General features: G+C 68.0%; 23 protein-coding genes. 12 read left to right on the forward strand and 11 right to left on the reverse strand.

Translation table 11 applies throughout. From position 1 onward, the window contains the following. The first annotated feature begins 56 nt into the window (after positions 1–56). Complete coding sequence (locus tag GON09_RS05785; protein ID WP_213930985.1) at positions 57–1,019, forward strand: helix-turn-helix transcriptional regulator; 963 nt, start codon at positions 57–59, stop codon at positions 1,017–1,019. Between the two features lie 80 nt (positions 1,020–1,099). After that, the gene (locus GON09_RS05790; RefSeq protein WP_213930986.1) at positions 1,100–2,176 is read left to right on the forward strand and encodes an alkene reductase; all 1,077 of its coding nucleotides are present in this window, start codon (positions 1,100–1,102) and stop codon (positions 2,174–2,176) included. 113 nt (positions 2,177–2,289) lie between these two features. On the opposite strand, the gene GON09_RS05795 is transcribed toward GON09_RS05790, so the two are convergent. From GON09_RS05795 to GON09_RS05820, 6 genes are all read right to left on the reverse strand, one after another. Beyond that, on the reverse strand, positions 2,290–3,756 hold the full coding sequence (locus GON09_RS05795) for an FAD-dependent monooxygenase (RefSeq protein WP_213930987.1): 1,467 nt from the start codon (positions 3,754–3,756) through the stop codon (positions 2,290–2,292). A 110-nt stretch (positions 3,757–3,866) separates the two neighbouring features. Beyond that, complete coding sequence (locus GON09_RS05800) at positions 3,867–4,343, reverse strand: SRPBCC family protein (protein ID WP_213934303.1); 477 nt, start codon at positions 4,341–4,343, stop codon at positions 3,867–3,869. 51 nt (positions 4,344–4,394) lie between these two features. Further along, the gene (locus tag GON09_RS05805) at positions 4,395–5,051 is read right to left on the reverse strand and encodes a GntR family transcriptional regulator (RefSeq protein ID WP_213930988.1); all 657 of its coding nucleotides are present in this window, start codon (positions 5,049–5,051) and stop codon (positions 4,395–4,397) included. Positions 5,052–5,152: 101 nt separating this feature from the next. After that, positions 5,153–6,142 carry a transketolase family protein gene (locus GON09_RS05810; protein ID WP_213930989.1) on the reverse strand — a complete coding sequence of 330 codons (990 nt, stop codon included), beginning with the start codon at positions 6,140–6,142 and terminating at the stop codon, positions 5,153–5,155. Next, the gene (locus GON09_RS05815) at positions 6,139–7,032 is read right to left on the reverse strand and encodes a transketolase (protein WP_213930990.1); all 894 of its coding nucleotides are present in this window, start codon (positions 7,030–7,032) and stop codon (positions 6,139–6,141) included. Before GON09_RS05815 ends, GON09_RS05810 begins: the two co-directional genes overlap by 4 nt. Beyond that, complete coding sequence (locus GON09_RS05820; RefSeq protein WP_213930991.1) at positions 7,029–8,429, reverse strand: MFS transporter; 1,401 nt, start codon at positions 8,427–8,429, stop codon at positions 7,029–7,031. The genes GON09_RS05815 and GON09_RS05820 overlap by 4 nt, the downstream gene beginning before the upstream one ends. 181 nt (positions 8,430–8,610) lie before the next feature. Between GON09_RS05820 and GON09_RS05825 the strand changes: the two genes are divergently transcribed. The 4 genes from GON09_RS05825 (at position 8,611) to GON09_RS05840 (ending at position 11,012) form a co-directional block, all read left to right on the forward strand. Next, a complete protein-coding gene (locus GON09_RS05825; RefSeq protein ID WP_213930992.1) occupies positions 8,611–9,435 on the forward strand; it encodes a sugar phosphate isomerase/epimerase family protein in 825 nt (274 codons plus the stop codon). Positions 9,436–9,458: 23 nt separating this feature from the next. Beyond that, entirely contained in the window at positions 9,459–10,232 is a 774-nt protein-coding gene (locus GON09_RS05830; protein ID WP_213930993.1) for an SDR family NAD(P)-dependent oxidoreductase, read from the forward strand. 86 nt (positions 10,233–10,318) lie between these two features. Further along, complete coding sequence (locus GON09_RS05835) at positions 10,319–10,630, forward strand: WhiB family transcriptional regulator (RefSeq protein WP_280521659.1); 312 nt, start codon at positions 10,319–10,321, stop codon at positions 10,628–10,630. 118 nt (positions 10,631–10,748) lie between these two features. Further along, positions 10,749–11,012: a GlsB/YeaQ/YmgE family stress response membrane protein gene (locus GON09_RS05840; RefSeq protein ID WP_213930995.1), complete on the forward strand. Its 264-nt coding sequence runs from the start codon at positions 10,749–10,751 to the stop codon at positions 11,010–11,012. 186 nt (positions 11,013–11,198) lie between these two features. Here the strand turns inward: GON09_RS05840 and GON09_RS05845 are convergent, their stop codons facing one another. Then, positions 11,199–11,567, reverse strand: a complete 369-nt coding sequence (locus tag GON09_RS05845; RefSeq protein ID WP_213930996.1) for a winged helix-turn-helix transcriptional regulator — start codon at positions 11,565–11,567, stop codon at positions 11,199–11,201. Between the two features lie 80 nt (positions 11,568–11,647). On the opposite strand from GON09_RS05845, the gene GON09_RS05850 reads away from it, so the two are divergent. Beyond that, entirely contained in the window at positions 11,648–12,058 is a 411-nt protein-coding gene (locus GON09_RS05850) for a RidA family protein (protein WP_213930997.1), read from the forward strand. A gap of 10 nt (positions 12,059–12,068) precedes the next feature. Here GON09_RS05850 and GON09_RS05855 read toward each other — a convergent pair whose 3' ends face one another. Next, a complete protein-coding gene (locus GON09_RS05855; protein WP_213930998.1) occupies positions 12,069–12,422 on the reverse strand; it encodes a Zn-ribbon domain-containing OB-fold protein in 354 nt (117 codons plus the stop codon). Positions 12,423–13,140: 718 nt separating this feature from the next. On the opposite strand from GON09_RS05855, the gene GON09_RS05860 reads away from it, so the two are divergent. After that, on the forward strand, positions 13,141–13,953 hold the full coding sequence (locus tag GON09_RS05860; RefSeq protein ID WP_244865401.1) for an alpha/beta hydrolase: 813 nt from the start codon (positions 13,141–13,143) through the stop codon (positions 13,951–13,953). Positions 13,954–13,957: 4 nt separating this feature from the next. Here the strand turns inward: GON09_RS05860 and GON09_RS05865 are convergent, their stop codons facing one another. Beyond that, on the reverse strand, positions 13,958–15,286 hold the full coding sequence (locus GON09_RS05865) for a PucR family transcriptional regulator (protein WP_213930999.1): 1,329 nt from the start codon (positions 15,284–15,286) through the stop codon (positions 13,958–13,960). Positions 15,287–15,518: 232 nt separating this feature from the next. Here GON09_RS05865 and GON09_RS05870 point away from each other — a divergent pair, with 232 nt between their 5' ends. The 4 genes from GON09_RS05870 to GON09_RS05885 all read left to right on the forward strand — a co-directional run bounded on the left by GON09_RS05870 (position 15,519) and on the right by GON09_RS05885 (position 23,737). After that, complete coding sequence (locus tag GON09_RS05870; RefSeq protein ID WP_213934305.1) at positions 15,519–16,979, forward strand: TIGR02677 family protein; 1,461 nt, start codon at positions 15,519–15,521, stop codon at positions 16,977–16,979. Then, entirely contained in the window at positions 16,976–18,367 is a 1,392-nt protein-coding gene (locus GON09_RS05875; RefSeq protein WP_213931000.1) for a TIGR02678 family protein, read from the forward strand. The genes GON09_RS05870 and GON09_RS05875 overlap by 4 nt, the downstream gene beginning before the upstream one ends. Further along, entirely contained in the window at positions 18,364–22,524 is a 4,161-nt protein-coding gene (locus GON09_RS05880) for a TIGR02680 family protein (RefSeq protein ID WP_213931001.1), read from the forward strand. Before GON09_RS05875 ends, GON09_RS05880 begins: the two co-directional genes overlap by 4 nt. A gap of 76 nt (positions 22,525–22,600) precedes the next feature. Then, positions 22,601–23,737: a beta-mannosidase gene (locus GON09_RS05885; protein ID WP_213931002.1), complete on the forward strand. Its 1,137-nt coding sequence runs from the start codon at positions 22,601–22,603 to the stop codon at positions 23,735–23,737. Here the strand turns inward: GON09_RS05885 and GON09_RS05890 are convergent. Then, entirely contained in the window at positions 23,734–23,940 is a 207-nt protein-coding gene (locus tag GON09_RS05890; protein WP_213934630.1) for a hypothetical protein, read from the reverse strand. The two genes, GON09_RS05885 and GON09_RS05890, sit on opposite strands and share 4 nt — an antisense overlap. 50 nt (positions 23,941–23,990) lie before the next feature. Beyond that, positions 23,991–25,394 carry an FAD-dependent oxidoreductase gene (locus GON09_RS05895; RefSeq protein ID WP_213931003.1) on the reverse strand — a complete coding sequence of 468 codons (1,404 nt, stop codon included), beginning with the start codon at positions 25,392–25,394 and terminating at the stop codon, positions 23,991–23,993. Positions 25,395–25,529 lie beyond the last annotated feature (135 nt).

Here is a 25,529-nt window from a genome sequence, read left to right on the forward strand (position 1 = left end):
GCCATTGGTGCCAGTTCCTGTCACTTATAGGTCTGCAGGTGCGGAAGAATGAGGTCATGTCCGACACGAGCTCCCGCACCCTGCGGCTTCTGTCGCTGTTGCAGACCCACCGCTACTGGCTCGGCGCCGAACTCGCCGACCGTATGGGCGTCTCGCTGCGAACCCTGCGCCGCGACATCGAACGTCTCCGCGATCTCGGATATCCGGTGCGTTCCGATCGTGGGGTCGGCGGCGGGTACCAGCTCGCGCCGGGCGCGTCGTTGCCACCGCTGGCCCTCGACGACGACGAAGCGGTCGCGCTCGCGGTGGGACTTCTCACCGCCGCACAGACCTCGATCACCGGGATCGCCGAGATCTCCGTGCGGGCGCTGGCCAAGGTCATCCAGGTGATGCCGCCGCGATTGCGACGCCAGGTGGAGGCGCTCGATGCGGCGACGGTCTCCGCCGATACCCCCTGGGCGACCTGCGCGACCGATTCGCAGCAACTCGTCACCGTCGCGCGCGCGTGCCGCGACGACGAACGCATCGTCTTCGAGTACACCGCGGCCGACGGCACCGCGACGAGCCGGCGCGTCGAACCCCGGCAGCTCGTCTCACTCGGGCGACGCTGGTATCTCGTCGGCTACGACCTCGACCGCGGTGACTGGCGCAGCTTCCGGCTCGACCGCATGTCCGAGACCACAGCCACCGGGATGCGCTTCCGGCAGCGCGACCTGCCCGGCGGCGACGCCGCGGCCTTCGTCGAACGCGGCATCCGCAGCCGCTCCCACGTGAAGGTCAGCGCGGAACTGGAGGCGCCGGAGCACGAGGTGCGGCGTCGGATAGGCCAGTGGGCCGATGTGATCGCGATCGACTCCGAACGGTGCCGGATCGAGGTGGACGCCGACAGCATGGACTGGGCGGTCTTCGCCGTGGGCATGTCCGGTGGACGGCTGCTCGGTGCGTCACCGCCGGAGTTCGTCGAGCACCTGGAGACCTGGTCGAATCGGCTGGTCACCGTCGTCGACCACTCGGAATGACCGCCTTTCCGGCGCCATGACCCATCTCACAATCATTCGAGCGTCGGAATGCCGTCGGGGTGGGAGTGGTTGCGCCACCCATGGACCTGTTCACACCTGTAGCCCTCGGAGACCTCGAACTCGCGAACCGTATCGTCATGGCGCCGCTGACCCGCCTGCGTGGTGGTTCGGCCGGTGTACCCGGAGATCTGATCGTCGAGCACTACCGCCAGCGGGCGAGTGTCGGTCTGATCATCGCCGAGGGAACCTATGTGAACTTCGAATCCCAGGCCTTCGTCGGCCAGCCCGGAATCGTCACCGACGAGCAGGTCGCCGGCTGGCGCCGCGTGGCGGACGCCGTGCACGACCGCGACGGTCGCATCGTGGTTCAGTTGATGCACGGCGGTCGCGTCACACATCCGGGCGTCAACGGCGGCCGACGGGTCGTCGCGCCGAGCGCCATCGCGATCGACGGCCAGGTGCACACCGAGCAGGACAAGCAGCCCTACCCCGTGCCCCATGCACTGACTACCGGCGAGATCCCTTCCGTCGTCGACGACTTCGTCGCCTCGGCCCGCCGCGCCATCGACGCCGGACTCGACGGCGTCGAGGTCCACAGCGCCAACGGCTACCTGCTGCACGAATTCCTCTCTCCCGTCTCGAACGTGCGGGACGACGAATACGGCGGTTCGGTGGAGAATCGGACCCGGCTGGTCGTCGAGGTCGTCAAGGCCGTGTCGGACGCAGTCGGTGCCGGACGCGTCGGGCTGCGGATCTCCCCCGAACACAACATCCAGGACGCGCTCGAGACCGATCGCAACGATGTGCGCGCCGTCTACGGCGCTCTCGTCGACGAACTGCAGCCCCTCGGCCTGGCTTATCTGTCCGTCCTGCACAAGGAACCGACCGGCGATCTGGTACAGGAACTTCGGAAGCGTTTCGGCGGCAAGGTGATCGCCAACAGCGGGTTCGGTTCGCCGACCACCCGCGACGAAGCTCTGCAGCTGATCGAGGATTCGCACGCCGACGCCGTGGCGGTCGGTCGCGCGCTGATCGCCAATCCCGACCTGGTCGAGCGCTGGCGGGACGGGCAGCCGGAGAACGCACCGCGTCCGGAGCTGTTCTACGCGTCCGGGGCCGAGGGGTACACCGACTACCCGTTCCTGCAGACCGTCTGAGCGTAAGTCCTACGAGGCGCTCGGATCCTTGCGCGCCGAACCGTTTCTCGCCGCTGCTGTAGCGCGGGCGAGGCCCGGTTCGGCGCGCGAGGATTCGGCGCGGGCGTCCGATGTCACTCGTTCCGACGATCGCGGCCTGCACCGCCGCACCATTTCGCGAGCGCGTCGTCGAGACCGTCCGTCGAGCCCTCTCCCACCCATGCCACGTGCCCGTCGGGACGGACAAACACCGCCGTAGGCGCGTCCACGACACCGAGCATCGGCAACTCCCATACGCCGCCGTAGCGCGCTCGCACACTGTCGATGTGATCGGGTAGGTCCTCGGAATCAATTGGTAGGCCGTCGAATCGAAACAGGATCGGACGGGCCTGGTGCATGAGTTCGAACACGCGCACTACCTTTTCCTCGACAACGATGTCGAGATCCGGCATCCGCCGCCCCACCAGCGGATGGCCCTTACCGAGGTCATAGGCGACGTCGAGGCCGGAGAGCAACGCCGCGATCGGTGATCCGGCGTCGTCGACGCGAAGCACCTCGTCGATCAGCTCGCGCACGGCCTCCTGGCGCGGATCGGCCTTCTGGAAAAGAGATTGGGCCATCGTGAATTTCAGCGCCCGCGCCCCGGCCGGGTACCGTTCGGCGTGATAGGTGTCGAGCAGGTCCTCCCCCGAGACCCCTCGCGCGACCTGCCCGAGTTTCCAGCCGAGGTTGACGGCATCCTGGATACCCAGGCCGATACCCAGTCCGCCGGTGGGTGAATGCACGTGTGCGGCGTCGCCCGCGAGCAGGACCCGGCCCGCGCGATAGGTCGTCGCCTGCCTGGTCGCGTCAGTGAACCGCGAGAGCCAGGTGGGATCGTGCACACCGAAATCGGTGCCGAACACGTGGATCAGTTCTCGTCGCAGGTCGTCGAGCGTCGGCGGCGTGGGAGGTCCCAGTTCGGTTTCGGTCACCACGACCCGCGCTCGGCCCTCCCCCATCGGGTACAGACCGTGGACGCCGCGTTCGTCGATCTTAACGTCGGTGGGGAGTTCCTCGGTGACCCGTACTTCGGCGATCAGGCTGCTGCGTGTCGCATCGGGCCCTTCGAAACCGATCCCGGCCTCGCGGCGCACGACACTGCGCCCACCGTCGGCACCCACCACGTACCGAGCCTGCATCGTCTCCCCTGATGCGAACCGAAGACGGACGTTCTCCTCGTCTGCGTGGACCCCGACGACCTTGATGTTCCGCCGGATCGGCACGCCGAGTTCCTCGACCCACTGCAGCAACAGTCGTTCGATGTGGTTCTGGAACAACGCGAGCGTGTACGGATGGGGGGTGGGCAGACGGCCCACGTCGAGCCTGGTGCCCCCGAAGGTCACGGTGTTCACCGTTCGCCCCTCGGCGAGGAAGCGCTCGGCTATTCCTCTTTGATCGAGCAGTTCGATGGTGCGGGCGTGGATACCACCGCCCCGCGACCCTGCGAGTTCCTGCGATTCGCGACGTTCGAGAACGATGACGTCCACCCCGGCCAGGCGCAGCTCCCCCGCCAGCATCATTCCTGTCGGCCCGCAGCCGACAACCGCTACCTCGTGCATACCCGCCCCTCTCCTCGGCATCGGACGGGCAGTATGAACCCCTGCTGGGGGCTTGCGGCAAGCCCCCAGCAGCGCGATACCGTGAGAAGGGGCAGGACGACAAGCCCCCGTCAGCTCTCGAGGATGCGCTTGATCGCGTCCAGGGTCGCCGGAATCCCGCTGCGGGCGGACTGTTCCCGCGCAGCGATCTGGGCGGGTGCCTCCGCCCCGAACTTCTCGTGGAAGAACTCCTGCCCCGCTTCGGTGAACTCCCAGGTCTCCGTCAGTTCCGTGCCGGCGTCCGCGGGCTTGATGACGTAGCTCCAGCGCACGAGACCGGGACCGACCGACCATGCGAATTCGCGGCCCGGGGAGGCGACGACGACCTCCGAGCGGGTCTCCCAGGTGCGCTCGGGGGTGACGTTCCGGCCGGTGAAGAAGGAGCCGACCTCGGGGCCCTGCCCTTCGTCCCACCAGCATTTCGCACAGACGGGAGACCACTCACCGGTGCGGGTGACATCGGAGACGAGGGCGTACACCTCGTCGGGGGTGGCGGAAACGACGACGGAGGACTCGAAGGTCAGGGGTGTGGTCTGCATGGCCACCATCCTGCCCGACGAGACCTCCGGAATCGGCAGCGACACCCTGACGAGTACTGATCAGGACACGAGATTGCTTGCCGCCCACGCCATGTGCGAACGCACCGTGGACGCAGCCTTGTCGGAGTCGCCGGTTTCGATGGCGTCGACGATGGCACTGTGACGCCCGACATCCATGTTTCCGACGGCCTTCTCCAGACCTGCGAACATGATCGACATGCGGATCGATCCCTCGAGCGACTGCCACGAGTGCATCAGCGTTTCGTTGCCGGTGAGACGGCAGAGAAGTCGGTGGAAGTTCAGGTCGGACTCGATGCGCGCTTCGAGGTCGTTCTCGGCGTGCGCCATGGCTTCGAGCGCTTCGCGCAGGGCCGGGATCACCGAGGCACGGTCGGCCCGTTCGGCGAGGTCGCGGACGGCCAGTGCCTCCAGGGCCGCGCGCACAGCGAAGATGTCGCGGATCTCCTTGGCATCGAGGTGCCGAACGTAGAGGCGCCCGCGGGGACCGGCGGAGATCAGGCCTTCCTGCTGCAGTTGGCGCATCGCCTCACGCAGGGTCCCCCGGCTGATCTGGAGCATTTCGGACAGCTCGGTTTCGACGAGGGGGCTGCTCGGGGCGAGCGCTCCGCTCGTGATCGCGGTGCGCAGGGCGGCGACGGCCTGCTGACGCAGGCTGGTCCTCTCGAGCCCCAGTAGCGCAGCGGGTTGAGCAGCCATCAATTGCCTCCAGGTGTCAGCGGCCGACTGTCGACAACAGTCTGTCGACAATGGTACGGGTCCCGCACCGGCTCCGGTGCGGGACCCGTACCGCGGGTCGGTCAGCCGAGCTCGTCGAGCACCCGCGCGACCACCCGGTCGGTACTCAATCCGTACCGATCGTGCAGGGTCGGCAGCGCCCCGGCGTCGAGGAACCGGTCGGGAAGCCCGATGGGGACAACTCTCTTTCCCAGTCCCGCCCCGACGACCGCGGCAGCGACGGTCTCGAAGAGTCCGCCCACCACGGTGTGGTTCTCGAGAGTCACCGCCAGTCGGTCGGTGTCGATCTCCGCCAGGACCGTGGCCGCGTCGAACGGCTTGATCGTGGGCGTGTGGACGACCCCGACGTCCACCCTGTGGGTCGCCAGCACGTCCGCCGCCTGCAACGCCCTCATGGTCATCAGCCCGCTGGTGACGAAGACGACGTCGTTCCCACCGCGAAGCACCTTGGCCTTGCCGAGTTCGAAGCGGTAGTCGTACTCGTCGAGGACGGTGGCGACCTTGCCCCGGAGCAGACGGAGATAGGTGGGTCCATCACTGGCGGCGAGCTGCGGCACGGCCTGTTCGATGTCGATGGAGTCGCATGGGTCGACGATCGTCAGGTTGGGCATGCCCCGGAAGATGGCGATGTCTTCGGTGGCCTGGTGGCTGGGACCGTAACCGGTGGTCAGGCCGGGCAGCCCGCCGACGATGTTGACGTTGAGGTTCGGCTCGGCGATGTCCAGGCACAGGAAGTCGTACGCGCGGCGCGCAGCGAACACCGAATACGTCGACGCGAACGGGATCAGGCCGGTCTCTGCCATGCCGGCCGCAGCGCCGAGGAGCAGCTGCTCGGCCATGCCCATCTGGAAGAAGCGGTCCGGGAACGCCTCGGCGAAGATGTGCATGTCGGTGTACTTCGCAAGATCTGCGGACAGACCGACGATCCGGGCGTCCTCCTGAGCCGCCGCGACCAGCGCGTGGCCGAACGGCGCGGCGGTGGTCCGCTGACCCGGGTCGACGAAGGAGGCGATCATTGCCGAGGTCTTGAGCTTGGGGGCGGTGGTGGTCATCGGACGTCCTCGCGGTTGTGGCCGGCGGTCAGCTGGTCGCGGCAGATCTGCCATTCGTCTTCGTCGATACGCATGAAGTGCGCCTTCTCCCGCGCCTCGAGCAACGGAACGCCCTTGCCGACGCGCGTGTCGCACAGGACGATCGCGGGCGATCCGGTCGGAGCGGCATCGGCGACCGCTGCGTCGAAGGCGTCGAGCAGTGCGCCGGTGTCGTTGCCGTCGACGCGGTAGGTACGCCATCCGCAGGCTGTCCACTTGTCGTGGACCGGTTCGGTGCTCAGCACTCCGCTGGTGGCACCGTCCGCCTGCAGTGCATTGATGTCGACCATCGCGATGAGGTTGCCGAGCCGGTGGTGGTGCGCGCTCATGGCCGCTTCCCAGGTCGACCCTTCGTCGAGTTCGCCGTCGGACAAGAAATTGAAGACCCGTGCCGGTGAATTCTGGTGACGCAGGCCCAGTGCCATGCCGACGGCGATCGGAAGGCCGTGGCCGAGCGAGCCGCCGGAGATCTCCATGCCGGGGGTATAGGTCGACATGCCCGACATCGGCAGGCGCGAGTCGTCCGAGCCGTAGGTGAGCAACTCGTCGCGCGAGATGATCCCGGCCTCCGCGAGCGCCGCGTACAGGCCGATGGCGTAGTGGCCGGTCGACAGGAGGAACCGGTCGCGGCGGTCCCAGTGCGGGTCGTCGGCGCGGAAGCGCAGATGGTCTCCGTAGACGGTGGCGAGGATGTCCGCGGCGCCGAGCGCCTGGCCGACGTAGCCCTGCCCTTGTTCCTGGCCCATGTCGAGCACGTTGTGTCGGAGACGGTAGGCGAATTCGTCGATGGCGGCGAGTCGCTCGTTCCGAGGCGGGGCGATGCCGGGACGGGGATGCGCTGTGGTGGTCACAGAAGTTCCTTTTCCTTGGTGCTCGATGCCGCGTGGGCTCCGCCGGGCAGCGGGCTGTCGGGGCGATCGGAAGGGTGTGAGTTCGACCGGGTCGCCTGATCGGCGAGGCGGCGCTCGCTCGGCCCCCAGGTCTCGCGGGTGACAAGGGCGCAGACGAGACCGACCAGGCCGTAGAAGCTGAACAACAGGGCCGGGCCGATCCAGCCGATGGCGAAGTAGAGCAGCGCCGTGATGAACGGGGTGAACCCGGAGACCATCGCCGAGATCTGGTAGGCCAGGGACGCTCCCGAGGCGCGGCGCGCCGCTCGGAACAGTTCGGGGAACCAGGCACCTTGCGCTCCGGCGAGGGCGTTCTGGCAGACGGCGTAGGCGATCACGACGGTGGCGAGGATCAGCACGAACATGCCGGTGTTGACCAGGAGGAACATCGGTACCCCGAACAGAGCGGCGAACGCGCAGACCCCGAGATACACGGGCCGGCGGCCGATCCGGTCGGTCAGAGTGGCCCAGCCGACCGTGGCGAAGATACCGATCGCCGAGGCCACGCACAGCGCCAGCAGGGTTTCCGACTTCCCGGCGAGGTCGTTCTCGTGGAGGTAGGAGATCATGTAGGTGATCGACACGGCGTAGCCGGCGGTTTCGGCCACACGCAGACCGATGCCGCGGAGGATGTCGCGCCAGTCCTTCCTGATGGAATCGAGGACCGGAGAAGCAGCGATCTCACCGCTGTCCTTGACGTCTTCGAAGACCGGGGATTCGGGCACCTTGGACCGGATGATCAGTCCGACGGCGACGAGGATGATGCTCGCGAGGAACGGCACCCGCCACGCCCAGTCGCCACCGAGGTGGACGCTGAACAGGAACACGAGGTTGGCCAACAACAGCCCGACGGGGAATCCCGCTTGGACGATGCCGGTGTAGCGGCCCTTCGATTTCCACGGTGCGTGTTCGTAACTCATCAGGATGGCCCCGCCCCATTCGGCGCCGAAGGCGAGTCCCTGGATGATGCGGACGGTCACCAGCAACGCCGGCGCGATGAGACCGACCTGGCCGTAGGTCGGAAGGAGGCCGATGGCGAAGGTGGCCAGGCCCATGACGATCAGTGAGGCGACGAGGACCGGTTTGCGCCCCACCTTGTCACCGAGGTGACCACCGAGGATCCCGCCGAGGGGTCGAGCGGCGAATCCGACCCCGAGGGTGGCGAAGGCGGCGAGAGTACCGATGACGGGATCGCCACTGGGGAAGAAGGCCGTCCCGAAGTACAACGCTGCGGCGGTGCCGAAGCCGATGAAGTCGTAGGTCTCGATGACGGCGCCGACGGAGGAACCGACCGCGACGCGTTTGGCGTCCTTGGTGCCCTCGACGGGACCTCGCATCTCGAGCGCTTCTGTGCTCATGAATTTCTCCTTGCGGACCGAGGATACGGCCGCTGGTGCGACGGGGAAGACGATGTCGACTGTTAACAGTGACCTCAGTGTGAGCGCGGACACCCTGCCCTGTCAACTGTCATTAGGCGACGGTTGACTGTTGACAGTCGGCAGGGTTAGCGTGGTCCGCATCACCTTCCAGGAGGTTCCCGTGTTCCACCCTCGGCTCGGCTGCTCGACGATCAGCTTCCGCCACCTAGACCTGCCCACGGCGCTACGGACCATCGTCGATCTGGGTTTCGTCGAGATCGACCTCGGCGCCCTGCCCGGAGTGTGCGATCACGTCCCGTTCGCGCTCGACGCGGACGCCGTCGCCCGCGTCGCCGACGAGGTGGCAGCCTCGGGCCTGCGCGTCCGTAGCGTCAACGGCGACGTCGGCGACCTCGACGCGCCGTTGCTCCCCGAAGAACAGGACCGACGGGATCACCATCTCGACCGGTTGCTGACGCTCACCTCCCGCATCGGGGCACGCGCCCTGGTGCTCCCGTGCGGGCATCTCGACCACCGGCCGATCCGGTCCCTGGACGAAGACCTCGACACCGTCGCGGCTCAACTCGAACGGGCACGCGTCCGGGCCGAGGACTTCGGGGTGGGCCTGTGGACCGAATCGCTCCACGTCCATCGACTGTGCTGCGATATCGCTCGCGCCGCCCGACTGACGACACGCTTGTCCCCCGACATCGGCGTGGTGATGGACTTCAGCCACATCGTCGCGTCCGGGAGCGATCCCGTCGAGTTCGTGGATTTGTTCGCCTCCCGCATCGTCCATGTACATCTACGGGACGCGGTGCCCGGCAACATCAACCTCAGCATCGGCAACGGCCACGCCGACTTCGCCGGGGGCCTGGCTGCCCTCGACGCACGCGGGTACACCGGGCACTTCGCCCTCGAACTCGAAACCCGCGACATCACCGACCCTCGACGACCCGAAAGCACCTCTCGGGCCGCTCGATTCGTTACCTCCCTCCTATCCTGACCCACCTTCCAAGGAGAAATCTCATGTCCTCGATCCGACGCACCGCAGTCGTCACCGGCGCCACCTCCGAGCGCGGCATCGGCCTCGCGACCGCCCGCCGCTACGCCGAGGACGGCTGGGCCGTCGTCGTCCTCGATCTGGACGGCGAGAAATCCGCCAAGGTCGCCGCCGAGATCGGCAGCGAATACTCCGTCCCGTCCTTCGGACACGAGATCGATGTGGCCGATGAGACGTCGGTGCAGACAGCGCACGACGCCGTCGCCGCGGAAGTCGCCGCGGGCAACCTCCCACCCGTCGGCGCGATCGCGAACATCGCCGGCATCACCTCGCCGGTACCGTTCCTCGAGACGAGTCTCGAGCTGTGGAACAAGGTGATGGCCGTCAACGCCACCGGCACCTATCTCGTCACCCGCGCATTTCTGCCGGGCATGATCGAGAACGGATGGGGGCGCATCGTGAACATGTCGTCCGTCTCCGCCCAGCGCGGTGGCGGCGTCTTCGGCAAGGTCCCCTACTCGTCGGCGAAGGCCGCCGTCCTCGGGTTCACCAAGTCGCTCGCCCGCGAGCTCGGCGACAGTGGCGTCACCGTCAATGCGGTCACCCCCGGCGCGGTCGACACCAGCATCCGCGTCGGCAGCACCCCGGAGCAGGAAGCGGCCATCTGTCGCGACGTCCCGCTCGGACGCACCGCCACCACCCGCGAGGTGGCGTCGGTCATCACGTTCCTGTCCTCGGAGGATGCGGCCTACCTCACCGGCACGACCGTCGACATCAACGGCGGCAGCCACATGCACTGACCACATCGTCCGGTGTCCGCTCGCCCACCGCCACGGTCGGACACCGGACGGCACCACATCACTCCAGCCGCCGGACGACACCCATGATGACAACTCTTGCCACTCCATCCGGCAATCGACCGGACTCGGCGCTGCAGCAATGGCAGACGCGCGCCGACTGCCGATTCATCGATCCCTCGATCTTCTTCCCCTCGGACGACGAATCGCGCGGGATGCGGCAGCGTCGCGAACGAACGGCGAAACAGATCTGCACATCGTGTCCCGTCCGGATCCCGTGCCGGGACTACGCATTGGAAACCCGCGAACGTCACGGGATCTGGGGCGGAACCTCCGAAGCCGACCGTCGCCGCGAACGACATCCGCAGGCGCGGAACGGACGACTGGTGCCGTCGGGATGAATTCGCAGGGTGACTTCGGAGGACAGGCGCTGTTCACGCCATACGCCGGCGGCTCACACAGCCATGATCGGTGCACCGAACGTCTGTGGCCGTGATGATCTCGGCCTATACTCGCGCAATGTTGATCATCGGAATCATCCTGTTCGGGCTGCTCGTCGGTGCGGCGGCACAGCTCATCGTGGGCAGGTCCGGGACCGGCATCGACTGGACGCTCGCGTGCGTCGCGGGCATCGGTGGTTCGTTCGTCGGTGGTCTGCTCATCAGTCTCCTCGCGGGTGACGGACTCGAACTACGTCCCAGCGGAATCATCGGCTCCCTCGTCGGCGCAATCATCGTGACCGCCGCCTGGTCGGCTTGGAAGTCCCGGTCACGTCAGGTCTAGTGGCGCCGATATCCGGATCAGGACTACAGGTTCTGCGCACCTCATAGTTACGACGACCTGTTCGGCATGGTGATGCGCCCGAACCCGATGCTGGTACCTCGGCGAGGTGTACGAAACGAAAACCCGCCGGTGGCAAGCGGAGCGGCCTCGATCGACCGTTGTTCCGTGGCCCGGGGACCGACGCGATCATTCGGGAACATCGTCGAAGCTGCGCCGCGCCTCCTCGATACGGGGAAGATTCGTCGACGCCCACAGCAGGAGAGCGTCGATCGGTTCGCGCACAGTCTTCCCCAGTGAGGTGATGCGGTACTCGACTGCGACCGGTCGGGAGTTCACCACTCGGCGTTCGATGATCCCGTTGCGTTCGAGTCTGCGCAGCGTACTGGTGAGGGATTTCTGCGTGACCCCGGGAACCGCGCGGCGTAGTTCGTTGAAGCGCCGCGGTGCAACGCACAATTCGGTGAGCACGCTCAGCGACCACTTGTCGAGGATCTGCCCCAGCAGCTCTCGGTGGGCGGCGACGGCGAGCAGTTCGTGATCAGCAGTATCCGACATGAAACCTGGTTTCGTTGAAGTGACTTTCGGCTACCAAGTATAAATCGGATACCACTCGGGTCCGACCTCAGGAGCATCCCATGCCCGTCACCCTGTTCAGCCCTGCAGACATGCTGCCGAACGCGCCCTACCATCACGTCGCCCTCGCGACCGGAACACGGCAGGTCCACATCGCCGGCCAGGTCGCGCACATGCCGGACGGTTCATCGATCCCCGCCGATCTGGCCGGTCAGGTGTCCCAGACCTTACGGAACGTCGCCCGGGGCCTGGCCGGAGCCGACGCGAGCTTCCGCGACGTCGTGCGTCTGACGTTCTACGTCACAGACTGGCATCCGGACAAGATCCAGGAGTTCATGACCGGCGTTCAGGGCGTGGCGCAGGAAATCGGACTGCCCGATCCGATGCCGCCGGCGTCGCTGATCGGAGTCGCGGCGCTCTACGAGCCCACAGTACTCGTAGAGATGGAAGCCACCGCGGTAGTCGACCGCTGAACGCTGTTCGTCAGGCCGCGCAGACCCCGAAGACGGGAAACCCGTCGCCGCACGCCGTCGCCTGGAACTCGACCCGCACCCGGGCGTCGGCACATTCGGGGAACGATCCTTCGATCTTCGAGTACAGCCACGGCCCGTCGTCGAGTTCGACGATCGCGAGCGTGACGGCGTCGTCGTCCTGTGGGCCACCATCGAGAGGCTCGACGACCTTCCAGGACACGATCGAGCCGGCACCGGAGCAATGGGCGGACTCGAGGTTCGCGCTGCCACAGGAGGAGCAGCGCACTGCGTCGGGAGCGAGCAGCGTCGTGCAACTCCCGCAGCGCAGGATGGTCATGCAGCTCTGCGTCGCGTGGGGCGCCATCGCGGTCCTTCCGTCAACGGAGAATGTCCGAGCCACAGCAGCAGTCCGTCGCAGGAGGGGCGAAACCCGACGGGCCGATGACGTGGCTCCGGTCATCGGCCCCCAATACGAAGGTAGGCCTCGGTAGGTGGCTTGCCATCGGTCCGGGAGCACACAGATCGAGACCCTAGGCTGGTCTCAGCGCACAATCCCGGGTCTTTCGACAAGGGCTTTCGGGCTGCCGTGCCAAGTGCGGACGGGAGGCCGAACATCCTCTTGAACTGCAGGTTTACCCCACTAGCCAGTGACGCACCTCTCCTTGGCACCCGGTGCCGCACACAACCACTGTGCTCACAGCCCGAAGGAGTCTCGAAACAGTGTGCACGTACTCCGGTGAAAGCGAACACCGATCGTCCCTAACCTGGATGAGAAGCGAACCCGTTGCGCTGGGCCCCCCGCTCATCTCGGCCGTCTCCCCCTTGCGGATCGACCGGCCACAGATATCCGACCGGTTGTAAGGAGTTTTCCTGTGACGACCGCACGCGACGTGCGCGCGCCATCCGTTCCCCGTGTAGTCCCGACACCCGAGACGTCGCTTGGCGTTCCGACTGCTGTCCGCCGGCGCGAGTTTCACGGTGCCAGCCGCCAGGCTCGATTGCTGGCGCAATCGACGCGCATAGCGGTGCGGCCGCTGCTCGGTTTGTGGGGCCGTTCCACAGGGCTCCCCTGGCCGACGGGAATGCTGGACATTGCCGGAGGGCTGCTGCCGCCGATCGACGGAACGGTGTCCGCCCCGGTCGAACTTCCGAATTGTGGCGGATCCTGGGTGGAAGGACCGCGTGCGGGTTTCGACCGGGTGATGCTCTACCTGCACGGGGGAGGTTTCCTGTGCGGAGGGGTGCGCAGCCACCTGCGTCTCGTGTCGCGAATTTCCGACGCGGGACGAACGCCGGTGCTGATGGTCGACTACCGGATGCTGCCGAAGCACTCGATCGATGACGCCGTCGACGACGGGGTGGATGCCTTCCGTTTCCTTCTTGCCGCGGGGTACCGGCCGGAGCAGATCGTCGTCGCCGGGGATTCGGCCGGCGCCTATCTCGCATTCATGGTCTCGCTGGCACTGCGCGACCTGAAATTGCCGATGCCCGGGGCCATCGTCGCGTTGTCCCCGCTCACCGAGTTGGATCCCACGCGCAAGCTCGGTCACTCGAACGCGGCGCGGTGCGCACTGCTGCCCGGCAAGGCGCTCGAAGCGCTGGCGGCCCTGGCCGGTCTCGGGGACGAGCCGGATCGGGTCTGTCCCGCCGACGCCGATCTGTCGGGACTTCCGCCCACACTCGTCCAGGTGGGTTCGCACGAACTGTTCCTGGTGGACGCGGAGTCGATGGCCGAGCGCCTCGCCGAGGCGGGCACCGCATGTGAGTTGCAGGTCTGGGACCGCCAGGTACACGTCTTCCCGATCGCAGCCGATCTGTTGCCCGAGGGAATCCGCGCGATCGGCGAGGTCGGACGATTCGTTCGGGCAGTCGTGCCGGGACGCCGGGCCGGATGACCCCTCAGCCGGGCGTCGAGGGCGTCTCGGGATCCGGAGCAAGCACGGTGGGTCCGAGCCAGTGACACAGAGCCAACGCATTCTCGAGATCGAGTCGATGTTCGCGCACGCTGTGACCGATCTGCTCTTCCGCCTTGCTGATCCGATAGGCGACCGAATTCCTGTGCAGGTGCAGCCGTTCGGCAGTCGCTACGAAACTTCCTCCACTGGATAGGAATTCGCGGAGGGTGTGACGTAACTGCGCGGCGGCAGGATCATCCGCAGCGAGTCGGCCGAGCACATCGCCCACCCAGGCACGCGCCCAGTCGAGGTTCGTGCACATCAGCGCCACCGCCCCGACCTCGTCGATCGAGACGAGCCGCGGTCCCGGCAACTCGGACGTCAGAGCCACCTCCCGTGCCTGAGCCGCCTGCCGGTGGGTGCGGACGAAACCGTCGATGCCCTCGTGAGGTGCGCCGAGCGCGACACCGACGGGTCGCTGCCATGCCGTAACCATCTCGGACAATCCGCTTGCGTCGACGTGGTCGACCACGCCGAGCGGTATCCAGGCCCAGGCCGTGTACTCGTCGGACTGCTCGAACAGCGCTCGACCACCGACTCCGAGATGCTCGGTGAGCACCGTCACCGCCTGCTCGAGCCCGTTCCATTCGGTCCCGGACCGGCCACCGCCGGCCACCTGGATGTCGTCGGTCCAGACGATCACGCCGAGATGGTGCTGACCGAGCCGATATCCGAGGGTGCGCTCGGCGTCTCCCACCTCGATGGGACGTCCGGCCAGAATGTCCTGGATCCGGGCGGTTCGGGAGGCATTGCGGTTGAGCAACCAGGTGTCGCGCTCCGACTCGTACACCCCCAACAGCGTCTGGGACACCCCATCGATCCCGGCCGAGAGCCTCATGAGGATCTCCACCCCCGCCTGCGTCACCGCTCCGGCATCCTCGCTGAGTCCCGCCAGCGCCTCGAGACACCACCGCATGATGCTGTCCTGCGCGAGCCGGTTGCTCCGATCCACCACCGAGATCGGGAAGCCTTGCCGGGCGAGCATCCGGACCAGCGCATACGATGCTGCCGGTATCTCGATCTCGTCGCGGTCGTTTCTGAGGAACCGGGTTATGGCGTCGACACCGTCCTCGGCGGCCTGTTCCAGTGCGCGACGAGTCGGGCGGTCCTGGGACATCGCGTCGATCTCCGAGGAGATCCGCTCGAACATGTACCGCGTGATCTCCGAGCGGCGCGTGATCGACAGATCGGCCACCGCGTCGATCAGTGCACGCGTGTCCGGCGCCGGATCGCCCACCGCGCGGGCGCCCTGTCCGATCTCGTGAGCATTCATCGTTTCCGTTCCCGGAGCGTGCCGCGTCCGTCGAGGTGCGCTGCCTCGACGGTAACGGCTCGATGCGGGCGGCAACCGCGGATCGGCGGCGTTGATCCGGACACGATCGTGCCGACACTCACCCCGGGTATTGTCCGAACCCGTCGGCTCCGCCGCCTAACCTGTCACGGTGAGTGAATCAGGCCGAGCGCGGCTCGCCGCGATCGAGGACGCGTTGCTGCGGGACGACCGCCTGCGGTTGTTCTCGTTCGCCACGGCCGAGAAAAGGGTGCACTACCTGTGGGTTCTGCGCGCATTCGATCACGCGCGCGGCAACTATTCGGTGCTGCTGCACGCCGGGGACGTCGAGAACGTCCTGACCCGGCTACCCGGGGCGACCGGCGACGACGTCCCCGATTCCTCCGAGATCCCGGCGTTGCTCGAGCAGTTGCACGCGTGGGGCGTACTCGAACGCAGCTACGACGGCACCCGCGCTGCGACGCTCGCCGAATACCGCAACCGGCACTACGTCTACCAGTTCGGGCAGGCCGGTTACCGGGTCTTCCGCGCCGTCGAGGACGTACTGTCGTCCCGCGGTGAGGATGTGTCGCTGTCGCGCCTCGCGCTTCCCGATCTGCTCGCCGACCTGAACGATCTCGCCGACGCGAACGCGGCCGGCGACGGCGAACTGGTCTACCGGAAGTTGAGCCGGCTCGATGCGACCCTGTCGGACATGGCCGAGCGGGCCGCACGCTTCTACCTCGTCCTCGGCGACCTCGTGCGCACCACCGAGGTCACCCCGGAGACCTTCCTCGTGCACAAGGACGCGCTGCTCACGCATATGCGCGAGTTCAGCACCGACCTCGCCCGCTACGCCCCGAAGCTCTCCGCGGCCCTGGACCGGGTGCAGGCCACCGGCGTGCAGAAGCTCACCGCGGAGGCGGCCCGGCACGACGAGCGGGTGTTGCTGTCGTTCGACGAACGCGAAGCGGACTGGGCGCAGCGCTGGTGGGGCATCGAACACTGGTTCGTCGGTGTGGGTGCCGAACCGAGCGAATCCGAACGCCTGCGGGGCGCGACGATCAACGCGATCGCGGCGGTGCTGGGACTGCTGCGCCGGCTCACCGAGCAGCGGCGCGGAGGTGTCAGCCGCGAGTCGCAACTGCGGCATCTCGCCGGCTGGTTCGCCGCGACACCGTCCGAGGACGCCGCGCATGCGCTGTTCGATGTGGTGTTCGACCTGGGCCGGCCCCGGCACTTCTCCGTCGCCCATCCCGATGCCGACGTCATCCCGGTCACCCGGTCGTGGTGGGAGGCGCCGCCGGTGGAAATCTCTCGCACCCTGGCCGAGACCGGTCGCCGGCCCGCGGCAGGGGCGCCGGGGCGGATCCAACGCAACGATGCCGGGGTGCGGCGGTTGCGTGAGGCCCAGCTCGACAAGCAGCGTCGCCGGGCCGAGGCGGCTCGCTCGCTCGCCGCCGGTGGTGTGCGCGAACGGAAGCTGAGCGAACCGGAAGCAGAGGTGCTGTTGAGCCTGCTCGACGCGGCGTTGTCGGCGCGAGTCCCCGTGAGCGGCCGGGTTCGCAGCGACGATGCCGCTTCCGGCACCCAGGACGGGGTCGAGCTCACACTCCGCCCGAGCGGCGAGTCCACGGTGGTGCACACCGCGCGAGGCCGCCTGTATCTGGACGGTCTGTCGGTGGAGGTGCGATGAGAGCGCGTTCGATCCCGTCGGTCGAGTTGGATTCGTATCAACGTGCGGCCCGACTGGTGCTCACCCACCATCTCGTCACCGCGACTTTCCCCGACCGGACGGCGCTGGCGACGGTGCGCCGCTGGGCCACCGAGTTGCGGGACGACCTGCTGGCCACCTTCGGATACCGGCTCGAGGTCACCGAGACCACCGCGCGGCTGTTCACCGTCGCCGATCGCCTCGACGCGGGTGCAGGCACGTCGACGCACACGGGTCGGCCGTTCGACCGTCGCCGGTACGCCTATCTGGCATTGGCGATCGCGGCGCTCGGTCGTGGTGCCGGGCAGATCACTCTGTCCGAACTCGCCGAGCACGTCGCCTCCGAGGCGAGCCGGGTGGACGGTGTCGAGCTCGACACCGAACGTGCCGCCGATCGCGATGCCTTCGTCGATGCCGTGACCTGGCTCGGTGTGCGCGGCGCGATCACCCTCGCCGACGGGGATGCCGGTGGATGGGCGAACGATCCCGAGCGCGGCGAAGCGCTCTACGATGTCGATCGTGCGGTCGTGCACGCCGTGTTCCGGCCGCCGCGGGCGTTGCAGCATCTCGAATCGGTACGCGGTCTGCTCGGCAATGCCGGTGCCCCGCAATCGGATACGTCGGAGGTTCGGCGGCGGGTGAGACGCGCATTGGTGCAGCGTCCCGTGGTCTACGCCGATGATCTCGACGAGGACGAGGCGCTGCAGTTGGCGTTGCGCCGCACCACCGACGAGGTGGAGCTGCTGACCGGCTCGGTTTGTGAGCGTCGCGCCGAAGGCGTTGCGCTGGTGGACACTTCGGGACGGTTGTCGGACGTCCGGTTCCCGAACACCGGGACGGTCGCGCAGGTCGCCCTGCTGCTGGCCGGGGAGATGTGCGACCGCATCCTCGATCCCGACGCCCCGGCCCCACCCCGATTGCCCGTCCCCGCGGAGGCGCACGACGCCCTCGTCGCGGCGGTCGATACCGCGATCCCGACGTCGACGGTGTTCACCCCGCTCGCGGTGTCCGACACTCCGATCCCGCACGAGCAGGCCGAGAACGACATCCGCGCACCGCTCGAACACCCTTTGCTCGAGGATTCGTGGTTGGCAGGCACCGTCGGGCATCTCGTCGACATCTACGGCCGGACCTTCGCCGCGCAGTGGCAGGCCGACCCCGCCGGACTGACCGAGGCCGCGGTGGACATGCTCGACAGGCTGCGCCTGGTGGCCCGGGTACCCGGCGGCGTGCTCGCCCTGCCGGCGCTGGCCCGATTCCGCGGCGTGACGGTCAGTGTGCGCGAACGAGATCCGGAAATCGACCTCTTCCCCGAGACCACACCGGAAACAGTCCCCGACCCCGACACGACCCCGACGGAGATCTCATGAGCAGCGCCCGATTCCGCCCCACGCGTGCCGGGATCATCAACCTGTGGGACTACCGCGACCAGGAGTTCTCGTTCGCCGACGGACGGCTGGTGCTGCGCGGACCGAACGGGTCGGGCAAGACCAAGGCCCTCGAGGTGCTGTTCCCGTTCGTCCTCGACGGCCGCATCGAACCACGACGCCTGAACCCGTTCGCCGGCGAGGAACGCACCATGCGCTCGAACCTGCTGTACCGGGGGCAGGACAGCGCCCACTCCTATGTGTGGATGGAGTTCTGCCGTGGCCGCGCCGACGACCCCGAGGCCGTCACCGTCGGCATCGGTATGCGCGCCACCCGTGGCAACGACAAGGTCACACGCTGGCATTTCGTCGTCGATGGCCGTGTGGGTGTGGACTTCTCGCTGCTCGACGACGAGGACCGCCCACTGACCCGCAAGCAACTCGTCGATCGGATCGGGGCCGACGCGATCACCGATCGTCCCGTCGATTACCGGGCCGCGATCGACGCGCGCATGTTCGGACTGGGCGCGCAACGCTACGACCAGCTGATCAATCTGATCCTGACCCTGCGTCGCCCGCAGCTCGCCAAGAACCTCGACCCGAAGGGCTTGTCTCAGGCCCTGACCGACGGACTCCGTCCTCTCGACGACGATCTCATCGTCGAGGCCGCCCGCTCGTTCTCCGCGATCGAGGAAGTCGAGCGCACACTCGAATCCCTCGCGGCCGCCGACGATGCGGCGCAACAGTTCGTCAAGGTGTACTCGAAGTACATCCGTCAGCACGCCCGCACCGCCGTGGACAAGGTCGCCACCCGTCTCGGGGTGGTCGACACCGCGGTGCGGTCGCTGCGTGAGGCGGCCGAGACCCGCACCGAGGCCGCCGCCGCACGAGCCGCCTCGGAGGAGCAGCTCCTGGTGGCCGAACGCGACCACGAACAGGCACGCACCACCCTCGAGGCACTGCACCGCTCCAGCGCCTACGAGGGTAAACAGCAGCTCGACGACCTCGCGTCGGCGGTGAAGAACCTGGAGCGGACCACCGCCGCGCAGGCCGAGCAAGCCAGCCGCGCCCAGGCGGTCGTGGCGGACCGGCTCCGCGACCACGACAGTGCCCGCGACGCGCTCGAGACCGCGACGGCCGCGCGCCGCCGCGGCGAGGACGGGCTGCGTGCGGCCGCCGAGGACGCCGACATCACATGGACCGGCCTCGACGGCATGGAGCGGACCGAACAGCTGGTCGCCGCGATCGACGCGCTCGCCGAGGAACGCGACGCCGACGTACGCGCCGTGCGCAGCGCACTGTCGCAGCTCGACGGTGCCGCCGCCGCGCGGGCACGCGCCGAGGCAGCCGCGGTGCGCAGCCGCGCGCAACGCGACACCGCGCTGGCCGCGGTGGAGGCTGCCGAGACCACGGTCGAGCTGTCCCGCAGTGAGGTCGCCGCCGAGCTGGGCCGCTGGTGGTCCGATCGTGCCGAGATATTCGCGGCCGTAGGCCTGTCCACCCCGGTCTTCGAGGTGCTCGACGCCGCATTCGGCACGGTCGGGCAGGACGACGCGCCGTCCCCGTCGGCGGTGTTCGCCGAGCACACCGCGCCCGTGCTCGACGACCTGCGGTTCCGACGTCGCGTGTGCGCATCGGAGATCGAGTCGCTCGGCACCCGAATCACCGAACTCGAGGCCGAACGCACCGCCGTCGCGGCCGAACGCGACGATGCTCCCCCGCTCTTCCCCGCCCGCAACGGCAACCGCGACGAGCTGGCCGGGGCGCCGTTGTGGCAGCTCGTCCGGTTCCGCGACGATATCTCGACGCGGGACGCCGCCGGTATCGAAGCAGCATTGCAGGGCGCGAACCTGCTCGACGGGTGGATCACCGACGGCACCGGCGACCTGCCGAACATCGAGTCGGAGCAACTGCTGGTGCCGCTGGCGCCCGAGCACCGGCCGAACGGTCCCACACTGGCGGACGTGCTCGTGCCCGAAGTCGATACGGCGGTCCCCGAGGAACGCGTAGCTGCGGTGCTGTCGTCGATCGCGTGGACCACCGAGCCGGGTCCGGACACGAGGGTGTCGGTCGATGCCCACGGCGGGTTCCGGCAAGGAGTGCAACTCGGCCGCCATGTCAAGGAGCAGGCCGAGTTCATCGGGGCCACCGCCCGCGCCCGCCGTCGGCGGCGTCGCATCGTCGAACTCGAGACCACCATCTCCGAATGCCGCGCCGACGTGGAGTCGCTGCGGGATCAGGATCGCGAGATCGGGCACCGACTGACCGCTCTCGACGAGGCCGTGAAGTCGTTGCCGCGCACGGGATCCGTACTCGCGGCACTGCGGAAGGTCACCGAATGCGCTGGGGCGCTGCGGACCGCCTCCGAATCCGCGGCCGCAGCCGACCGAGACCTGGATCAGGCGATCGCCGCGGTCGCCACCAAGGAACAACACCTGAGGTCGGCTGCCGGCCGGCACCGGGCGCCGCTCACCGCGACGGAACTCGACAGTCTCGACGCGGCCGTGCGGCACTTCCGTTCCCAGGGGCAGGCCCTGCAGCGCGTTCTGCGCGAGCAGGTCGCCTGTGGTGATCGACTCCGCGACACCGATGTTCGGCTCGACGAAGCACGGACCTCGGCCGAGAGCGCGGCCGAACTCGCCGCGGAGAACGCCGAGACATTGGCCAACGAGCACCAGAAACTCGCGACGCTGCGCGAATCCATCGGAGCGAGCGCCGACCGCATCGACGCCCAGCTCGACGAAGCCCGGCGCCGGATCGAGACGGCGAAGGCCGCCGAGCGGACCGCGCGCAAGGCCCACGAAGCGGCGCTCGAGCGGACCGGCAAAGCCGACGCCGCGCACACGGGCGCGGAGAACGCGTTGCGGTCGGCGCTCATCGAGGCCCGGGCCGACGCCGAAGCTCTCGCGCCCTTCGCCCGCCGCGACCTGCTGACCCTACTGGGGGTGGAAAGCGAGCACGTGTGGCCGTCCAGCGCGGCCGCGTGGCTCGACGCCGATCAACTGGCCTACCGGATCCGGCAGTCCCCCGACGATCCGATCGAGGTACTGCCCGCCGAGGTCCTCGCGTTGTTCCGGGCACTCGATGCCGCGACCGAGTCGGTCACGACCTCCGAGTCGACCCGCAAGTCCACCGCCTCGGCGCTGACCTCCGCGCTGCAGGAGTTCGACGCCGAACTCGCCCGCGGCCGCGACTACCGGCTGCACTGGGACGCCGCCGACGGCATCACCGTCGTGCAGGTGCAGGACGAACAGGGCTACACGTCCGTCGCGGCGTTCGCACAACGCATCGCCCGGGCGCGGCAGGAACAGGAGACTCTGCTCACCGACTCCGAACGGCGCATCCTCGAGGACGCCCTGCTCACGGGGCTGGCGCAACAGATCCACGAGCGCACCGTCGACGCCCGCGACCTCATCGCCCGGATGGGCACCGAGATGCGGCAACGGCACATGTCCTCGGGCAACACCATCGGGGTGCACTGGGTGCTCGCCGACCATCTCGACGAGCCGGCCCGCGCGGTGTGCAAGCTCCTCGACCGGGACGCGTCGATGCTCGCGCCGGAGGACCTTGCGGGGATCCGCGCGCATTTCGCGTCGCGTATCCGTGCGGAAAGGGCCGCGCATCCGGAACGGTCGTATCCGGAGATCCTCGCCGCGACGCTGGATTACCGCCGGTGGCGGGTGTTCTCGTTCAGTCTCGTCGGTGCGGACGGCAGCGAGGACCGGCTCACCCCGGCCCGGCACTCGGCGCTGTCCGGTGGCGAGCAGTCCGTCTCGTTGCACCTGCCGTTGTTCGCGGCGGCGCACGTCATGCTCGATTCGGCCGACCCGCACGCACCGCGTCTGCTCGCCCTGGACGAGGCCTTTGCCGGTGTCGACGACACCGGACGCAGCGAATTGCTCGGCTTGTCCGTGCAGTTCGACCTCGATCTGTTCATGACCGGTTTCGACCTGTGGATCACCTATGCCGGCGTGCCGGGTTGTGCGCACTACGACCTGTCGCATTCGGTGGCCGAGCACACCGTCGCCACCACGCTGCTGGTGTGGTCGGGTGGCGAATTGCTCGCCGAGCACGACGGGTCGGATCTGGAGAGCGCGTTGGGATCCCCGCGGACCCGGCGGGTCACACGACCTGTGGAGGGGGCCCTCGAGTTCGCCTGATTGTGACAACCGTCACTGCGGCGTGTTCCGCCTCGATCGAGACTCCGACTTGTGCCGCGGCCCTACTATCCGGAAGATGACGAGGCTTCGGGTATCCAGACTCATCGTCGGCGCCGCGACCGTGGTCGGACTGCTGCTGGGCACGAGCACCGCGGCAGCGGCGCCGGCGCCCGGCGCGCGGGTGACCGCGTCGCCGGACGGTTTCGCACTCGACGGTCGCGCCTGGTGGCCCACCGGGTTCAACGCCTATCAGCTCGCCACCGACTGGTCGGTGAACTGGGGATGCGGAGCGATGGTCGACCTCGACGCCTACTTCGGTGCGCTGCCCCCGAATTCACTCACGCGGTTCAACCTGTTCCAGGCACTGGCCGTCAACCGGTTCACCGGGCAACTCGATTTCGGACCGATGGATGCGGTCTTCGCGGCGGCCGAAGCGCACGACCAGATGCTGCTGCCGGTCCTGGCACCTCAGGACGGTGCGTGCGAGGACGAGGTCTTCAAGGGCCGGCAGTGGTACGTCGACGGGTGGACCGAATTCACCCCGGGTCACGAGCGGGCGGTGATGAGTTACCGGGACTGGATGCACACCGCCGTCGCCCGCTACCGGAACTCCCCCTCCCTCGCGGCGTGGGAGCTCGTCGGCGAACCGGAGACGAGCACCTGCACCGACGCCGCGTGCTACTGGTGGACCCGGTCGTGCGAGCCCGGCGCCGCCCAGGTGCTACGCGACTTCTTCGACACCGCCGGAGCCGAACTGCGCGCCATCGACCCCCGCACCCTGATCACAGCCGGTTACACCGGGGGCGGCCAGTGCGGAACCCAGGGTGACGAATATCAGTTCGTCAGTGCTTCACCGTATGTCGATGCCGTGCAGTACCACGACTACGGTGCCGACGGCGTTCCGTTGCCCGGTGATCAGTGGAACGGTCTCGCCCGTCGCGTCGTGCAGGCCGCGGCCGTCGGGAAACCGTTGCTCGTGGCGGAGATCGGCGAACTCGCCGGATCCTGCGGATCGGTCGTCGACCGCGCCGAGCACATCACCGCGAAGATCGAAGGTCAACGTGCCGCCGGTACCGCGGGTGCGCTGCTATGGGCGTTCGTGCCCGACCCGCGAGCGTCCGACTGCACCTTCGACATCGGATTCGACGACCCCCTGTGGGAGGTGGTCGAGGACTTCGGCCGTCTGGAGCGTGCCGGCGCTCCGGGCCTCTAGGTCGACCGATGCCCGGCGCAGGTGCCGTCCTCGTACGTCGACGGTGAAACCCAGGTCGACATCGCACGCGGCCTGCCCGCCGCGGATTGCCCACTCTCGGTCGGGATGTTCCGGACGATGACCGTGACGTGGTCGGCGTCGATGATGCCGGTCTCGACGTCGCGGTCGTGGCGGGTGCGAATCTCGATGAGCGTGCTGGGCATCCGGCACTTCTACCGGTCGAAGGACCCCGGCGCAATGAGCGGAGGAGAGTTCATCCGCGGGTGGCGAGGAAACTCTTCCGCCTCTCGTTGGGGATCGCCGCCGGCGCGCCGTCGGTTTTCCGGTGCCGTCGAAGGTGGCCCGCGCACACCCGTCCCATGAGCGCAGGATGGAACAGATAGCTCGGCGGATCCATCAGGCTGCTGACCCTGAGGAATCGGTCGACGACCACGGGATCGTTCTCGGCGGCCGCCAGGACCCGCGCCACGTACGCGTTGCCGAGCCGGATCTGCACGCTGCGGGGGCCTTCGACCTCCGGCAGCGCCAGGTCGGAGCCGATCGCGAGCTGCCACGCAGCGCCGATCGGTTTCTTCGCGGCCCGGAAGAACCTTCGGGACAGCTCGTCCTCGCCGCGCCGTAGGCAGTCCCGCAGCGACATCGCTTCGACGGCGGCGACCGTCATGCCCTGACCGTAGATCGGGTTGAAGCTGCAGATCGCGTCGCCGAAGACCAGCAGTCCGTCCGGGAAGCGGCGCATTCGCTCGTAGTGCCGCCACTGGCTGGACGGGAACTTGTGCTGTGCCACCTCGCCGAGGGCTTCGGCGGTACGGAGCGCGGCCACCACGTGGTCGGGTGCGTACGCCTCCACGGCGGAGATCATGCCGTCCAGGCTCGGTGGCGGTTCACGACCGGCCATCGCGGCGACCGTGAACAGCCATGTGTCGTTCTCGTAGCCGAACAGCGCCATGCCCGCCGGGCGTCCCGGCACGGCACCGATCAACACCATCTTCTCCATCGGTGTGCCGGGCGCGAGTCGCAGCAGCTGGCTGCGGTACACGACGTGGACGACGACGTGCTCCTCGACCGGTCGCCCGTAGCCGAGTTTCTCCAGACCCGCCGGAGTGCGGGCTCCACGTCCCATCGCGTCGACCACCAGATCCGCCGTCAGGGTCCGAACACCCTCGCGGCTGCCCACCTGCACTCCGGTGACCCGGCGGCGGTCGGGTGTCGTCGTCAGGTCGCCGACGTTGTGTCCGTCGAGGAGAGTGATGTTCGGGATCGCGCGCACGCGTCGCCGGACCTGATGTTCGAGCAGCGGCCTGCTCGGCACGTAGGTGGCTCGGCGGTCGCGGAAGTAACCCGACGGCGCCAGCCGGTGCCCACCCAGGACGAAGTGCATCTCCGACAGGTTGCCGTCGGCGATCACCGGTGCACCGTCGGCGATCAGTTCGTCGAGGATCCCCGGGAACAACTCGTCCATGGTCCGGGCGCCGCGGGCGAGAAGCCCGTGTCCGTGCCGCCCCTGCGGTACCCCGTGTCGATTCTCCGCACCGGTCGGGAGAACGTCGCGTTCGACGACCGTCACCGCGTCGTAGGACTCGGCCAGTGCGCGGGCCGCGAGCAGACCACCGACGCTCGCGCCCAGAACGATTGCATGGTCACCGATCTTGTCCATCTCGTCATCTCCGTCGGCCGATCGACTGTCGCGCACTTACGTGCCTGTACACGAAGTCTGAGGTGGCGATCGTCGACGGTCGCGAGTAGCGCACTACTCGATTCGGAATCCGGTTGCCCGGCTGCGGCGCCCCTG

It is taken from the genome of Rhodococcus sp. B50, from assembly GCF_013602415.1.
GTDB lineage: Bacteria > Actinomycetota > Actinomycetes > Mycobacteriales > Mycobacteriaceae > Rhodococcus.